The organism is Spongiibacter sp. UBA1325, assembly GCF_002306875.1.
GTDB classification, from domain to species: domain Bacteria; phylum Pseudomonadota; class Gammaproteobacteria; order Pseudomonadales; family Spongiibacteraceae; genus Spongiibacter; species Spongiibacter marinus.
The window spans coordinates 1-14,124 of sequence record NZ_DBTD01000011.1 but is presented as its reverse complement, the minus strand read 5'-3'; the positions used below and the strand labels follow the sequence as shown (position 1 = coordinate 14,124).

The 14,124-nt window shown below is 55.8% G+C and carries 14 protein-coding genes; 7 read left to right on the top strand and 7 right to left on the bottom strand.

Translation table 11 applies throughout. From position 1 onward, the window contains the following. The first annotated feature begins 28 nt into the window (after positions 1-28). Together B3K78_RS15905 and B3K78_RS15900 are read left to right on the top strand one after the other, a co-directional pair. Positions 29-1,183, top strand: coding sequence for a pyridoxal phosphate-dependent aminotransferase (locus B3K78_RS15905; protein WP_286696347.1), 1,155 nt, complete (start codon positions 29-31; stop codon positions 1,181-1,183). A 60-nt stretch (positions 1,184-1,243) separates the two neighbouring features. Next, positions 1,244-1,819, top strand: a complete 576-nt coding sequence (locus B3K78_RS15900; RefSeq protein WP_286696217.1) for an NUDIX hydrolase — start codon at positions 1,244-1,246, stop codon at positions 1,817-1,819. Here the strand turns inward: B3K78_RS15900 and B3K78_RS15895 are convergent. The 5 genes from B3K78_RS15895 to hemJ all read right to left on the bottom strand — a co-directional run bounded on the left by B3K78_RS15895 (position 1,781) and on the right by hemJ (position 6,192). Beyond that, entirely contained in the window at positions 1,781-2,407 is a 627-nt protein-coding gene (locus B3K78_RS15895) for a hypothetical protein (RefSeq protein ID WP_286696216.1), read from the bottom strand. The two genes, B3K78_RS15900 and B3K78_RS15895, sit on opposite strands and share 39 nt — an antisense overlap. Before the next feature lie 106 nt (positions 2,408-2,513). Next, on the bottom strand, positions 2,514-3,251 hold the full coding sequence (locus tag B3K78_RS15890; protein WP_204997394.1) for a TIGR04219 family outer membrane beta-barrel protein: 738 nt from the start codon (positions 3,249-3,251) through the stop codon (positions 2,514-2,516). Positions 3,252-3,336: 85 nt separating this feature from the next. Then, positions 3,337-4,347 carry a porphobilinogen synthase gene (hemB, locus tag B3K78_RS15885; RefSeq protein ID WP_286696215.1) on the bottom strand — a complete coding sequence of 337 codons (1,011 nt, stop codon included), beginning with the start codon at positions 4,345-4,347 and terminating at the stop codon, positions 3,337-3,339. A gap of 24 nt (positions 4,348-4,371) precedes the next feature. Beyond that, positions 4,372-5,655, bottom strand: coding sequence for a glutamate-1-semialdehyde 2,1-aminomutase (gene hemL / locus B3K78_RS15880; RefSeq protein ID WP_286696214.1), 1,284 nt, complete (start codon positions 5,653-5,655; stop codon positions 4,372-4,374). A 117-nt stretch (positions 5,656-5,772) separates the two neighbouring features. Then, entirely contained in the window at positions 5,773-6,192 is a 420-nt protein-coding gene (hemJ, locus tag B3K78_RS15875; protein ID WP_286696346.1) for a protoporphyrinogen oxidase HemJ, read from the bottom strand. Between the two features lie 132 nt (positions 6,193-6,324). Between hemJ and B3K78_RS15870 the strand changes: the two genes are divergently transcribed. The 4 genes from B3K78_RS15870 (at position 6,325) to B3K78_RS15855 (ending at position 10,065) form a co-directional block, all read left to right on the top strand. Next, positions 6,325-7,725: a chloride channel protein gene (locus B3K78_RS15870; RefSeq protein WP_286696213.1), complete on the top strand. Its 1,401-nt coding sequence runs from the start codon at positions 6,325-6,327 to the stop codon at positions 7,723-7,725. A gap of 15 nt (positions 7,726-7,740) precedes the next feature. Beyond that, positions 7,741-8,781: an N-acetyl-gamma-glutamyl-phosphate reductase gene (gene argC, locus B3K78_RS15865; RefSeq protein WP_286696212.1), complete on the top strand. Its 1,041-nt coding sequence runs from the start codon at positions 7,741-7,743 to the stop codon at positions 8,779-8,781. A gap of 80 nt (positions 8,782-8,861) precedes the next feature. Beyond that, positions 8,862-9,215: an iron-sulfur cluster insertion protein ErpA gene (gene erpA, locus B3K78_RS15860; protein ID WP_027873028.1), complete on the top strand. Its 354-nt coding sequence runs from the start codon at positions 8,862-8,864 to the stop codon at positions 9,213-9,215. A 181-nt stretch (positions 9,216-9,396) separates the two neighbouring features. Next, positions 9,397-10,065, top strand: coding sequence for an OmpW/AlkL family protein (locus tag B3K78_RS15855; RefSeq protein WP_286696211.1), 669 nt, complete (start codon positions 9,397-9,399; stop codon positions 10,063-10,065). Positions 10,066-10,073: 8 nt separating this feature from the next. On the opposite strand, the gene B3K78_RS15850 is transcribed toward B3K78_RS15855, so the two are convergent. Then, the gene (locus B3K78_RS15850; RefSeq protein WP_286696210.1) at positions 10,074-11,195 is read right to left on the bottom strand and encodes an anhydro-N-acetylmuramic acid kinase; all 1,122 of its coding nucleotides are present in this window, start codon (positions 11,193-11,195) and stop codon (positions 10,074-10,076) included. Continuing rightward, a complete protein-coding gene (locus tag B3K78_RS15845) occupies positions 11,192-12,535 on the bottom strand; it encodes an OapA family protein (RefSeq protein ID WP_204997400.1) in 1,344 nt (447 codons plus the stop codon). Before B3K78_RS15845 ends, B3K78_RS15850 begins: the two co-directional genes overlap by 4 nt. Positions 12,536-12,783: 248 nt before the next feature. Here B3K78_RS15845 and tyrS point away from each other — a divergent pair, with 248 nt between their 5' ends. Continuing rightward, positions 12,784-14,088, top strand: a complete 1,305-nt coding sequence (tyrS, locus tag B3K78_RS15840) for a tyrosine--tRNA ligase (RefSeq protein WP_286696209.1) — start codon at positions 12,784-12,786, stop codon at positions 14,086-14,088. Positions 14,089-14,124 lie beyond the last annotated feature (36 nt).

Here is a 14,124-nt window from a genome sequence, read left to right as displayed (position 1 = left end):
GAAAAACGGACTGGAGGTCGTTGTGGTAATGCGTTTCGCGGATCGTCTCGCTGATATTGAACCGTTTCGTGTTGTAGAGGTTCTCACTCGCGCCAAGGCCTTGCAGCAGGCCGGTGAGGATATTGTTCACATGGCGGCCGGTGAGCCTGACTTCACAACGGCAGAGCCCATCGTTGTCGCTGCGCAGCAGGCGTTGGCGCGGGGCGAGACTCAGTACAGTCCCGCTGCGGGAATTCCTCAGCTGCGCCAGGCGCTGTCAGACTATTACCGCAGTGACTACGGATTGGACATCGATCCGCAGCGCATCATGATCACGCCGGGCGCGAGTGGAGCGCTGATGTTGCTGGCGGGCCTGCTGGTCAACCCTGGTGAGGGAATGTTGATGACCGACCCAGGCTACCCCTGTAATCGTCACTTCCTGCGCTTGGTCGAGGGTGAGGGGCAATTGGTGCCGGTTGGTCCCGAGCAGCGTTACCAGCTCGATGCGCAACTTGCCGAGCAGTACTGGCGTCCCAATACCTGCGGGGTGATGGTGGCCTCGCCTGCCAACCCGAGTGGCGAGATACTGAGCGCCAGCCAATTGCGCGATCTGCATACGCTCTGCAAACAGCGCAACGGCCACCTCGTTGTTGATGAAATTTATCATGGCCTGAGTTTTGGCGAGGCGGCGCCGAGTGTCTTGTCGATTACCGACGAGGCCTTTGTGATCAACAGTTTCTCAAAATACTTTGGTATGACCGGCTGGCGGCTGGGCTGGCTGGTGGCGCCGGAGTGGGCAGTGCCTCATTTAGAGAAGCTCGCGCAGAATTTATTTATTTCCATGTCGACGATGGGGCAGTACGGCGCTTTGGCAGCGTTTGCCCCTGAAAGCAGAGTGATTCTGGATGCGCGTCGAGACGAGTTTGCCCGTCGCCGCGACTTCTTGTACCCAGCGCTGCGCGACCTCGGTTTTTCGATTCCACATTGTCCCGCTGGGGCGTTCTACCTTTACGCGGGCATTGACCGGTTTGCCAAGGACAGCCAGCAATTTTGCCTGGAATTGCTCGAGGAGCACGGCATTGCAATAACACCGGGGGCAGACTTCGGCCGTTACGGTGCAGAGAAGCATGTTAGGTTTGCCTATACCACCAGTATGGCGCAACTGGAAAAAGCGGTAGATCGCTTGCAACGTCTTTATGGCTAAGTTCTGGGAAACGCGAGGCTGAAAGCGGTGAAAGGCAGCAAATTAACCCTGAAACATCTCATGTTGGCACTCAGCGCATCGCGCCCGCGCCGCCGCTGGTGGCGTCGCTGGGTTAAGCGCTCGGCGGTGGCGCTTGTGCTTCGCGAGCATGCTGATGAGTTAGAGGTTTTGATGATAAAGCGGGCCGAAAGGGAGGGCGACCCCTGGTCCGGTCACATGGGTTTTCCCGGTGGGCGCATGGATCCAGATGACATAACGGGCATTCGCACTGCAGAGCGCGAAACCTTGGAAGAGCTGGGTGTCGATTTGGAAAAGGCCGGTCATTGCATTGGCCGACTGTCGGACTTGGTCAGCAGGCCTCATTCCGGGCGCCGGCCAATGGTGGTTTCGCCCTACGTTTACCGCTTGCATACGCCGGTTGGCATTACCCCCAATCACGAAGTGGCCGAAGCGGTATGGGTGCCGCTGGCATTTTTAATGGACCACAGTAACCGCGAGCGAATGGAGTGGCGCAGGGGAAAGCTGGCGTTGAATTTACCCTGCTACTTTTATGGTGGTCGGCGGATATGGGGAATGTCCCTGGCGATGCTGGACGAGTTACTCGGTCTCGCTCCGTTCCCGCTCAAGCTGCCATAGGAATATCTTTGTATCGTTAAGCAGTTGGCGAGAGGCTGGCTGCGGGCGAACGGCTTCGCTTAGCGTGGCGTCGCTGACTTCGCCGTTTAGCCACTGGTAAAACAAGGGCATGATGACAGGCGTTTTTTTTGGGTCGAGGTACTGCCAGCGGGTTGCCGTTAATATGTTACCGCTGACGCGTCCGCCTTTGACCGGGAGCCAATATACGCCGCAGCTGGACAAAAAGTAATCGCCTCGGCGGCCAAAACTGATGTTGGGCTTGAAGGGGTTAAAGCTATCTTCGGGCGGGGTGTCGATGCGCTGCGCCGCAATTACCCATTCGCTGCCCTCGCTGAACTGGTCGATTTCCGGGCGGCAGAGTTCGCCAGTGTCTGCCCACAAGCGAATGTTCTCACGATACTCTTTTCCGGATAGGGTCTCTAATAACCTGAGGTCGGCGCTATTGCCTTTGGTGGCCTCAACACGCACATGCGCGAGCAGGTCGGCGTTGTCGTATACGGCTTTGAAGGGGCCCTGCCACAGGCAGTCGCAGGCGAGGACTGATGGGCTTAGCAATGAGAGTAGCAGTGGGCCGAATAATCGGAGCATGTTGTCGTACTCGGGTTATCGCGGGGCTATGTGATCATCAGACAAATAAAAACGCGCAGCGGTTCCCCGTACTGCGCGTTTGTGAAGCCTCTATTTACCGCGGGGCTTAGATGTCGATATTAACGCCAAAGTAAATGCCATCGACAGTCACACTGGCTTCTTCGTCGTCATCTTCCAGCGAGACGTCAAAGTTGCGGTAGCCGACTTCCAGAGACACGATAGCCACTTCGTAGCCCAGTCCTACTGCCATGTCGGTCACGCTGTTGTCGCCAAAGCTAATCACATTGCCCACTGCCTGTGCGTACAAGCCAGTTAAGGGCAGGTTGAAACGTGCGTTACCGTAGAGCATCGGTACCGGCGCATCCAGCTCGATCGAACCTTCGCGGCCGGTAGTGGCCAGGCGAACCTCACCGTCGAACATACGAACCGTCAGGCCGACATCCAGGTTTACCCAGTTGTCCAACACTTCGTAGTAGAACGTGGCATCGGTATGCGTGAGGTCGGTCGTTGAGTCAACGGTATCAGCCGCGGTGTAGACGTCTCCTTCGAACGTGAAAGTACGAGACAGGTTGTTGCGCTCAGAAATATCCAGGTCGGTGCGCTGCAGGCGGATATTAGGGAGTACCGGAATGGGGTGTTCCAGGGCGACGTAAATACTGGTGCCCGTCTCGTCGTCGTAGCCCAGGTCGTCGTTCATGTCGATGGCGTCTGGGCCTGATTGAACGTCACCTTCCCAGCTTTGCTTCCACTGATAGGCACCTGCTGTGGCACCGAGAATGTCGGCCTGTGTGCCGGCCGCGAATGTCGCTAGCATTGCTGCGGTCATCAATTTTTTGTTGATCATGCTCTTCCCCTGTTGTGGTCGTTATTTCTTGTTGTGCGTAACTATTGTTTTAGAACCATAAGTCCTCCCTGTTACAGGGTAAAGACTAGCGGTTCAGTAATATTGCCGCTTCTTTGGCAAAGTAGCTCAAAACACCGTCGGCGCCAGCGCGCTTGAATGACAGTAGCGATTCCAAAATTACTGCTTCGCGATTCAGCCAGCCATTGTCGAATGCTGCGCAGTGCATGGCGTATTCCCCGCTCACTTGGTAGGCGTAGGTGGGGACACGCAGCTCATCTTTCACTTGGCGAACAATGTCCAGGTAGGGCATGCCGGGCTTCACCATGATCATGTCGGCACCCTCGGCAAGGTCGAGAGCGCATTCATGAAGTGCTTCGTTGCTGTTGGCGGGGTCCATTTGATAGCTGTACTTGTTGCCGCTACCCAGGTTGCCCGCTGAGCCGACGGCGTCGCGGAACGGGCCGTAGTAACTCGATGCATATTTGGCGGCGTAGCTGAGTATGCAGGTATTGATGTGCCCCGCGGCTTCGAGGTTCTGGCGGATGGCGCCGATACGGCCGTCCATCATGTCAGAGGGGGCCACGACGTCGGCGCCAGCATCCGCTTGTGCGAGAGCCTGCTTACACAGTACTTCGGTGGTGATGTCGTTGAGTACATAGCCGTGCTTATCAATGATGCCGTCTTGGCCGTGCGTGGTGTAAGGGTCGAGGGCGACATCGGTAATCACGCCCAGTTCGGGCGCGGCATCTTTGACGGCTCTGATCGCTCGCTGCGCCAAACCGTCGGGGTTGTAAGCTTCTTCGGCGTGAAGAGATTTGCCGCCGTCGCCGACAACAGGGAACAGGGCAATCGCCGGTATGCCTAGCTCGACCAGGGCTTTCGCTTCTTTGGCAAGCAGGTCGATGCTCAACCGCTCGACTCCGGGCATGGACGCCACGGCCTCGCGCCGATTCTCACCCTCGTGGACGAACATCGGGTATATCAGGTCGTCCGGCGTGAGTGAGCTTTCGCGCGCCAAGCGGCGACTGAAATCAGCTGCGCGTAAGCGACGCATCCGCGTGGCAGGAAAAGCACCGCGTTGCAGGGAGGTCGTCATGATTTGCATCCTTGTAATGTGGGATCAGCGAAGGTTGGCGAACACGCGCTCAGCAACATCCAGCGTTTCCTGAATATCGGCCTCAGTGTGGGCCGCCGACATAAAGCCTGCTTCATAGGACGCTGGGGCGAGGTATACGCCGCCCTCCAGCATGCCGTGGAAGAAGCGGTTAAAGCGGTCGGTGTCACAGGCCATCACCTGCTGGTAGTTGCTGATGCGTTTCTCTTCGGTGAAGAACACACCGAACATGGTGCCAACATGGTTGCTGCTCAGGGGAATGCCAGCCGCTTCAGCGCGTGCATGTAAGCCATTAATAAGCATGTCAGTGCGAGCGAAGGGTATGTTGTAGAAGTCCGGCTGAGAAATGGCGTCAATCATCGTCAGACCGGCGGCCATGGCCGCGGGGTTGCCGGACAGGGTTCCCGCTTGGTAGACGGGGCCGCTGGGTGCCAGCTGCTCCATAATGTCGCGTCGACCGCCGAAGGCAGCCACCGGCATGCCGCCGCCGATCACTTTGCCCAGGCAGGTGATGTCTGCTGTTACGCCGTAATAGCCTTGAGCGCCTTGGAGGCCAAGGCGGAAGCCGGTCATTACTTCATCGATAATCAGCAGGCTTTGGTGAGCGTCGCAACACTCGCGCAGGCACTCTAAGAAGCCGGGCAGCGGGGGAACGCAGTTCATGTTGCCCGCGACGGGCTCAACGATCACACAGGCAACTTGGTCGCCAAACTCAGCAAACGCCTTTTGTACGCCCTCAATATCGTTGTAACTGAGGGTGACGGTATGCTCGGCGAGTGCGGCCGGTACCCCTGGTGAGCTGGGTACGCCAAAGGTCAGTGCTCCAGAGCCAGCTTTGATTAGCAGGGAGTCGGAGTGACCGTGGTAGCAGCCTTCGAATTTGATAATTTTATCTCGCCCCGTGGCACCTCGCGCCAGGCGTATCGCGCTCATCGTCGCCTCGGTGCCAGAGTTCACCATGCGCACCATGTCCATGCCGGGAACGATGTCGCAAAGACGGTCTGCCAGTCGTGTTTCTATTTCGGTGGGCGCGCCGAAGCTGAGGCCCTTTTGAATTTGTTCCGTTACCGCAGTAATCACTGAGGGGTGGGCGTGACCGAGCAGCATAGGCCCCCACGAGAGAACGTAGTCGATATAGCGTTTGCCATCGACATCAAAGACATAGGCCCCTTCTGCGCGCTCAATAAAGCGCGGGGTGCCGCCAACGGCTTTGAAGGCTCTGACGGGGCTGTTTACACCGCCGGGGATGTGTTGGCGGGCTTGCTGGAATAGCTGCTCTGAACGACTCATGGTGGATGCGAGAACCTCAATATTGGGCAGATAAGCGCCGGGTATTATCCCGACTTGGGGCGATTTTTCCTAGGGAAGCGCGACATCTTGTCGTCGGCTTCACTGGGTATACGGGTTTTAAAAGGGTTTGAGTACAACAAGAAATACAATAGCGAACAGCGCAATAACGGGCGCTTCGTTGAACCAGCGGTAAAACACGTGGCCACGTTGGTTCTCGTTATTCGCAAAGCGTTTTACGAGTTTGCCGCAGTATAGGTGGTAAACGATTAAGAAGGCGACAAAGGCCAGCTTAAGCCACAGCCAGCCAGCGTGCAGGTAGTAATTGGGGTTGTACGCAATCATGGCGATGCCAAAGATGACGGTCAACATCGCAAACGGGCTAACGAAGCGGTAGAGCTTTTGCTCCATGGTCGAGAGATGACGCTGCGTGGCGGCGTCTTCAGCCATGGCGTGATAAACAAACAGGCGGGGGAGGTAAAATATGCCGGCAAACCAGCAAACAACGGCAATAATGTGCAGGGCTTTAAACCAGAGCATGGGGTGGGGCTCGCTTATGTTACTCAGCAGTTGGGCGGTAGGTGGCTTTAGCATACAATAGTTGCGCGCTTATTGGGCAGTCTGGCTAGGCTGCTATCTCACTTCTCGCAATTACCCGCAGGCTTTATTGGCATGGAATACAGCATCATTGCTCGCGCTCGTCGTCGCTTGCGTTTGTGGTGGATATTGAACCGTCGTCACACTCGGCGTCAGCTCGGTACGCTGGAAGATTGGAAAATGCGTGCAGTGTTTTGGCTTGGCGCCTTAACTGTGGGGTTGGTGATACAGGGGTTCGCCTGGCTCTCTGAGGAGAGTTTTTCTCTTTTTGAGCACGCGCACTCGCAGTATCCGTATGCGTTTCTGGTGATAACGCCACTCGGCCTGATGGCGATTGTGTGGTTGATGAACCGTTTGGCCAAGGCGTCGCGAGGCAGTGGGATACCGCAGGTGCTGTTGGTGCACAAACAGAGTTATCACTGGCTTCGAGGCCCCTTCCTATCGCTGCCGGTCGCGATATTAAAAGTACTGCTAACCTGTGCCGCGTTGCTGTTGGGGGCAACAGTGGGGCGTGAGGGTCCCAGCGTACATGTTGGCGCCGCGCTAATGTATCAATTTGGTCATTGGGCAAAGTTGAAGCAAAAACAAATTGAAAGCAGCCTGATTGTGGCCGGGGGTGCCGCTGGAGTGTCTGCTGCATTTAATGCACCGTTGGCCGGTATCGTTTTTGCCATCGAAGAGCTGCAGCAGTCGATGGAGGCGCGCACAACGGGGACGTTGATTATGGCAATCATCCTCTCGGGTGTTGTCGTGCTCATGTTTGCTGGTCACTACAGTTACTTCGGCGTGCCAGATGTCACCGCGATGCCGTTTGAAGACTATCCCTTCATTATTGCTGCCAGTGTCGTCTGCGGATTACTCGGTGGTCTGTTCAGTTTCTTTTTGGTCGAAGGAAGTCGTGCGGTGGCGCCTTTGGTGCGAGCGCGACCAATGCGAGTGGCAATGGTGATTGGCGTGGTGTTAGCGCTGATGGGGTTGGTATCCGGCGGCGCGACCATGGGTAGTGGCTACGTGGAGGCAAAAGCGCTGCTGGCTCAGCAAGCCGAGGGCAGTTGGTGGACAGCGTTTGGCCGGATTCTGGCGACGATGCTTACCTATTTCAGTGGTATTCCCGGCGGGATCTTTTCGCCCAGCTTGGCGGCGGGGGCGGAGTTGGGTGCATCGATGACGAGCCTCTTCCCCAATGTGCAGGCGACAGCATTGATACTCGTCGGCATGGCGAGCTATTTCGCTGGTGTGGTGCAGCGGCCAATCACCGCCTTCGTGATTGTTTTAGAGTTAACAGGGAATAATCACGATATACTACCGGCCTTAATGGTGAGTGCATTAGCGGCAACGGTCGTTTCAAAGCTGGTAATGCCGCAGCCGGTATACCACGTGCTCGCACAGGATTTAGTTCGCAGTTGGGAGCATTTGCTCAAAAGCAAGCAAGATGATGAGGTCGCTAGCAATACTTCATCGACGACAGATAAGTGAATAGGAGATAGGCCCGTGTTAAAGGTTGGGATTGTTGGTGGAACGGGGTATACCGGTGCGGAGCTGCTGCGCCTTATTGCCGCCCACCCCAATGCTGAAGTGGCAATGATTACCTCAAGGGCCGAAGACGGCGTGCCGGTTGATCAGCTCTTTCCAAGTTTGCGCGGTGTTTGTGATCTCGCCTTCTCAGTGCCTGATGTGGCAGCACTGTCTTCCTGTGACGTTGTGTTCTTCGCGACCCCCCACAACGTCGCAATGCAGCTGGTGCCCGAGCTGCTTGCTGGCGGCACGCGGGTGATTGATTTGTCGGCCGACTTCCGTATCCGCGATGCCGCGTTGTGGTCACAATGGTACAACGAAGAGCACGCCTGCCCCGAGTTGCTCGCCGAGGCGGTGTACGGATTGCCAGAGCGCAACAGCGACGCGATAAAAGGCGCACGCTTGATCGCCTGCCCGGGGTGTTACCCAACGGCGGTGGAGTTAGGGTTTTTGCCACTACTTGAGCAGCAGCTAATAGACGATCAGCGGCTTATTGCTAGTGCGGCGTCTGGGGTGAGTGGCGCTGGCCGGCAGGCGAAGGTGGATACCTTGTTTGCCGAGTTAGATGGTAGCTTTAAAGCCTATGGCGTGGCGGGCCACCGCCATTTACCTGAGATTGAGCAGGAGTTGTCGTCGGCATCTGGTAAGCCCGTGCAGTTGACCTTCACACCGCATTTGTTACCACAAGTGCGCGGTATCCACGCCACTTTGTACTCAGAGCTGTTGGACCCCGCCGTGGGTTTGGACGAGCTGCAATTTATGTACGAAAAGCGCTATGCCGATGCGCCCTTTGTCGACGTAATGCCGCTGGGAAGTCTGCCGCAAACAAGGACAGTGCGCGGTGTAAATACCTGCCGCATTGCGCTGCATCGCCCGCAAAACCGCAACACCCTGGTGGTGCTGTCAGTGATCGACAACCTCGTAAAAGGTGCTTCGGGCCAGGCCATCCAAAATATGAACCTGATGTTCGGCTTGGATGAGTCTGCGGGCCTGGATGGTGTCGCGCTGTTGCCCTAGTGTCTGGCATTCTTGACTGTTTTACTCGGATAAGAGGATAATTGTGTCCTGCCCTTTGGGTAAAAGCAGTGAGGTAAGGTATGTCAGTAGTAGAAGAGTATACGCCGTCAGTATTGCAGTTAACGGAGCGTGCTGTGGCGAAGGTTAAACACCTGATGGAAGAAGAGGCGAATGATGACCTCAAGCTTCGGGTGTTTGTCACCGGTGGTGGATGCTCTGGTTTCCAATACGGTTTTACCTTCGACGAATTGGCAGAGGAAGACGATACGCTGGTTGAGAAAGAGGGCGTCGTTGTATTGGTCGATCCGCTTAGCTATCAGTATATTGAAGGTGCTGAGCTCGACTATACCGAAGGCTTGGAAGGCTCGCGTTTTGTTGTTAGCAACCCAAATGCCAGTACCACCTGTGGTTGTGGTTCGTCCTTTTCTATTTAACTCTCGTCTGAGTAAATCTGCGCTGACGCGCATTTAAGATACTGGCGCCAGACAGTATTTTTTTATGCAATCGCTAAATTCCCTTATTTTTAGTAAGGCTTAATCTAGATCAAGAGTCGCCCTCAGAAAATTCGTTCTAATGGAATCCAGAACGAAGATAACTCCTCATGAGGATGACGATATGAAACAGATGAAAGCATGGGTTCCCCTTCTTCTTGGTAGCTTGGTAGCGCCAATTGCCGCACACAGTTTCGAAGCTGGTGATTGGGTGGTGCGTGGTGGTGTTACCACGACTGACCCGCGGGAAAGTAGCGATAATATCGTTGCGAATGGAAGCCCGATGGCCGCGAAAGTGGGCCTGGACAGCGACACGCAGCTGGGTATTACCGCCGAGTATATGCTGGATGCGAACTGGGGGGTCGAGTTGTTAGCGGCAACACCGTTCGAACATACGGCGACAGGTCGCGGTGCGTTAGCCGGTGTTGATATCGCTACCTTCAAACATTTGCCACCCACCTTGAGCATGGTTTATCACTTTGCATCGGTGAACGGCTTTCAACCCTACGCTGGTGTGGGTTTGAACTATACAGTGCTGTTTGACGAGGACCTGACGTCTGAATTCGAAAGCGCGGTAGACAAGGGCAGTATCGACCTTGAAGACTCATTCGGTATCGCCTTGCAAGTGGGTGCTGACTACCACGTGAACGAGCGTTGGTTGGTGAATGCGTCGGCGCGTTGGCTCGACCTGGAAACTGAGGCCGAAATTCGCACTGACGGTGGCAGTAAGTTCACCGCAGATATTGATGTGGATCCGATGGTTTACACCATTAGCGTGGGTTACAAATTTTAAACGCTAACTTAGCCGGGGTAGATAGCCCCTAGTATGCGGGCGCCTTTGGCGCCCGTTACGCTTGGCACATTGCCGGGCTTGCCGTTGAGCGCGGCATAGGCCAACCACGCAAATGCGGCAGACTCTACTGCGTTGGCCGGAATGCCGAGAGCATCTGTCTTTTCAACGACCATCTCTGATAGTTTTTCTTCAAGCCGCTGCCGCAATGCGCCGTTATATGCTCCTCCGCCACAAAGAAATAGCGATACCTCGCCCTCCAAGTTTTCAGCTTTAATTGCATCGCTCAATGTTACCGCTGTTGCTTCAAGCAGCGTTGCCTGAACGTCGTTGTCGGGTATTGGCGGGAGTGTATTTAGCAGCGCCTTCAGGGTGCCAAGGTTGTAGTGCTCTCGGCCGGTGCTTTTGGGGCCGGTTTGCCGATAATAGGGGTTGTCGAGTAGCTTCTCGAGTAAGCCGGTGTTTACGGTTCCGCTGCGGGCCCAGTCGCCATCGCGGTCGAACTCAATATTCCTGCGATGTTGAACCCAGCTGTCCATAAGGACATTGCCAGGGCCGGTATCATAGCCGTTAACGCTGCCGTTCTTGTGCAATACAGTGATGTTGGCCATACCACCGATATTTGCGATCACCCGATTGCTGCCCGCGCGGGAGAAGACGGCCGCATGGAAGGCGGGGACGAGCGGTGCGCCCTGGCCGCCAGCGGCGATATCGCGGCGACGGAAGTCGGCAATGGTGGTTATGCCGGTCTCCTCGGCAATTGTGTTTGGGTCGCCAATCTGCAGTGTATATGCCTGCTCGACAGGCCTTTGCGGGCTTGTGGGGCGGTGCCGTATTGTTTGGCCGTGGGAGCCGATGGCGGCGATCTGTTGAGCGTTTAAGCTTTGGGAGCGCAGAAACTGATTCACCGCTTGCGCAAGGGCGAGGGCAAGCTCGCGATCGGCTTGGCCCATTCGCTCAATTTCGTTGTCGCCAGCACTGCACAGTGCGAGTAGAGCGTTGCGAAGCGCACTGGGCAGTGGTGCCTCGGCGGCGGCAAGTAGTTCGCACTGGTTCGCGGTGTCAATCAGGGCAATGTCTATTGCATCGAGGCTGGTGCCACACATCAGCCCAATATATAGCGAGCTGCTCACCCTTCGGAGCCGGGGCTGTTGTAGTTGCGCTGTGCGGCATAGGTGCGCAGCTGTAACTGCAGACCGCTGATCTGTTGTAAAAAGTCCGGCATATCGTTACGCCCGACGCGAGTGGGCGGCGGCAGTTTGTCGACGATCGTGGCGGGGTTGCGATGCACGCCATTCATCAGGAATTCGTAGTGCAAGTGTGGCCCCGTGGCATAGCCTGTTGAGCCTACCCAGCCAATAGTCTCCCGCTGGCGAACTCGTTCTCCGCGAGACACGGCGCGTTTGTGCAGGTGGAGGTATTTGGTCACGTACGCTTCGCCGTGTTTGATAAAAACGTAGTTGCCGTTTGCTCTTGAGTAGCCGGCCTCCAGTACTCTGCCATCGCCTGCCGCATATACCGGTGTGCCGCGGGGGGCTGCGTAGTCAACGCCTCGGTGCGGGCGCACCGTTTTAAAGACGGGGTGAAGGCGTTTGGGGTCAAAGCGGGAGCTGATGCGGGTAAAATCGAGTGGGGCTCGCAAAAACGCCTTGCGCATGCTCTCGCCGCTTTCCGAGAAGTAGTCGATCTCACCCTGTTTGTTCACATAGCGGTACGCTTGGAAGGAGTCGCCGCGATTAAAGTACTGGGCCGCGAGGATTTGGCCGCTGCCAAGGTGTTCTCCATTGAGGTAGAGCTCCTCATAGATGACGATGAAATAATCGTTCTTCCGCACATCGTAGACGAAGTCCAGAACCCCGCCAAATATATTGGCAAGCTCCATGATGATGCTCTGGCTGACCCCGGCTTCTTGCGCTGCTTTATATAGAGAGCTGGTAATGGTCGCACTCGCGACGCGTTGTCGAACCTCTGGGGTTTCGCTGACTTCTGTCGTAGAAAAGCCGGTTACGCCGCGCTCATATATCAGGCTGTTGAGCTTATCAACTTGCAGGCTCATCGCGTCCAGCTTGCCTTGGTCGCTAATCTGAAAGCCGAGTTTCTGGCCGGGGCGAATGCGATTCAATGCCTTGGTTTTCTTAGCGGTGCTTATCAGCTCGTGTAGGTCTTGCGGGCTCAGCTTGGCGCGATTGAAAATGCTTGAGAGCGAGTCGCCTGGCCGAACCTCGATCTCCAGCCACTCGCGCTGCGGTTCTATGGGTGAGAGGGGCTCCGGTTCCTGTTCGCTCGGACTGATCGGCGTGAGTTCCAGGTTAAGAGGAATCGCTGTGCGTTTGGCCTCGGCATTTTCTCCGGGCAGCATCAGCAGGGAGATCCCCAAGGCGATCAGCGTTGACGCGGCAATAGCTAAATGCCGCCGTGGGAAGCGAGGGCCTTCCCGGAAGGCTGCGTGTCGTTTTTTTTGGCGGTCAAGCATCGTGGTTCCGGGTAAATGTCATTTGGCGTTTTTTTGACCATTATAACAAAGACTTGTGGTGCTATAAGGCGTATTTACCGAATGTTAACGTAATTTCTAGCTTTTGTGGCGCCTGCGGTCTGGGGGCCGCGTTCCATTTTTACAGGGCTTGTTGTATCGTGCTCGGCCCTAGGCAGTCCCTGCCTTTCGCGTCGACGCAGTACCCTGCGTTTGGTATGACAGAAATAGTGAATTAAGGTTCTTTAAACATGACAAGGCTCGATATTCGGTTACTGGCCGATTTGGAGGCGCGTGGGCTCATCGCGCAAATGACCGGCGAAAACGGTCTTTCGGAGTACCTCTCTGAAGCTCCTCGGACCTTGTATTGTGGCTTTGATCCCACTGCAGACAGTTTGCATATTGGCCATTTAGTGCCGCTATTGGCGCTAAAGCGTTTTCAGGATGCCGGTCATAAACCCATAGCGTTGGTGGGTGGTGCGACCGGTTTGATTGGTGACCCCAGCTTTAAAGCACAGGAAAGGCAGTTGAACACGCCTGATGTGGTGGCGGGGTGGGTTGAGCGTTTGCGCTCCCAAATATCGCGCTTCGTGAGTTTTGACTGCGGTGATAATTCCGCGGAGATGGCGAATAATCTGGACTGGTTTGGGCCCATGACAGCGCTTGAGTTCTTGCGTGATGTCGGCAAGCACTTCTCGGTGAATAGCATGATTGCCAAGGAGTCTGTGAAGCAGCGAATCGATCGTGAGGGCTCTGGGATTTCATTTACCGAGTTTAGCTACTCGCTGCTTCAGGCCCTGGATTTTGCAGAGTTGCATAAGCGGCATGGGTGCAGCTTGCAGTTGGGTGGTTCAGATCAGTGGGGGAATATCACAGCGGGTATCGACCTGACTCGCCGAATGCATGGCGGTGCTGTGCACGGTTTGACAATGCCGCTCGTCACCAAAGCTGATGGTACGAAGTTCGGTAAAACGGAGTCCGGCACGATTTGGCTGGATCCGGAAAAGACATCGCCTTACGCCTTCTATCAATTCTGGCTGGGTACCGCCGATGCCGATGTATACAAATTCCTGCGTTACTTCACGTTCCTGAGTGTTGAGCGGATTGCTGAAATAGAAGCCGAAGACGCGCAGGCGGGAGGTCGCCCTCAAGCGCAGCGCGTATTGGCAGAGCAGATGACGGCGCTGATTCACGGCGATGACGGGCTCGCGGCGGCGCAGCGTATTACGGAGGCGTTGTTCTCCGGCGAACTGGCAGATCTTTCGGTGGCCGATCTGGAGCAATTACGGTTGGATGGCTTGCCCTCGGCTGAGTTGTCGCGAGGTGACTTACTGGAGCGACCGCTCACGCAGCTGCTTGCCGATGTTGGAATGGCGGCGGGCAAGCAGGTAAAGGATGCGCTGGGGCGAAATGCAGTGTGGGTGAACACTGTCGCTGCGGGTATGGATGACAATATGAAGGCTGCAGAGGTCTTTGCGGCGGAAAAGGCGCTGGGCGATGGCTACTATGTAGTGCGTCTTGGGAAGAAGAAGTACCAGCTGCTGGTGATTCGCTGATCAACTTGCTGCTGTTTTGATCGTTAATTGCTGCTG

What these genes read in the sequence shown, in the direction of transcription:
- B3K78_RS15895 (WP_286696216.1), bottom strand. Translation starts at nt 2,407, where the DNA reads ATGCTCCGATTATTCGGCCCACTGCTACTCTCATTGCTAAGCCCATCA.
- hemB (WP_286696215.1), bottom strand. Translation starts at nt 4,347, where the DNA reads ATGACGACCTCCCTGCAACGCGGTGCTTTTCCTGCCACGCGGATGCGT.
- erpA (WP_027873028.1), top strand. Translation starts at nt 8,862, where the DNA reads ATGTCAGTAGTAGAAGAGTATACGCCGTCAGTATTGCAGTTAACGGAG.
- B3K78_RS15905 (WP_286696347.1), top strand. Translation starts at nt 29, where the DNA reads ATGCGTTTCGCGGATCGTCTCGCTGATATTGAACCGTTTCGTGTTGTA.
- tyrS (WP_286696209.1), top strand. Translation starts at nt 12,784, where the DNA reads ATGACAAGGCTCGATATTCGGTTACTGGCCGATTTGGAGGCGCGTGGG.
- B3K78_RS15890 (WP_204997394.1), bottom strand. Translation starts at nt 3,251, where the DNA reads ATGATCAACAAAAAATTGATGACCGCAGCAATGCTAGCGACATTCGCG.
- hemJ (WP_286696346.1), bottom strand. Translation starts at nt 6,192, where the DNA reads ATGCTCTGGTTTAAAGCCCTGCACATTATTGCCGTTGTTTGCTGGTTT.
- B3K78_RS15855 (WP_286696211.1), top strand. Translation starts at nt 9,397, where the DNA reads ATGAAACAGATGAAAGCATGGGTTCCCCTTCTTCTTGGTAGCTTGGTA.
- B3K78_RS15870 (WP_286696213.1), top strand. Translation starts at nt 6,325, where the DNA reads ATGGAATACAGCATCATTGCTCGCGCTCGTCGTCGCTTGCGTTTGTGG.
- B3K78_RS15900 (WP_286696217.1), top strand. Translation starts at nt 1,244, where the DNA reads ATGTTGGCACTCAGCGCATCGCGCCCGCGCCGCCGCTGGTGGCGTCGC.
- hemL (WP_286696214.1), bottom strand. Translation starts at nt 5,655, where the DNA reads ATGAGTCGTTCAGAGCAGCTATTCCAGCAAGCCCGCCAACACATCCCC.
- B3K78_RS15845 (WP_204997400.1), bottom strand. Translation starts at nt 12,535, where the DNA reads ATGCTTGACCGCCAAAAAAAACGACACGCAGCCTTCCGGGAAGGCCCT.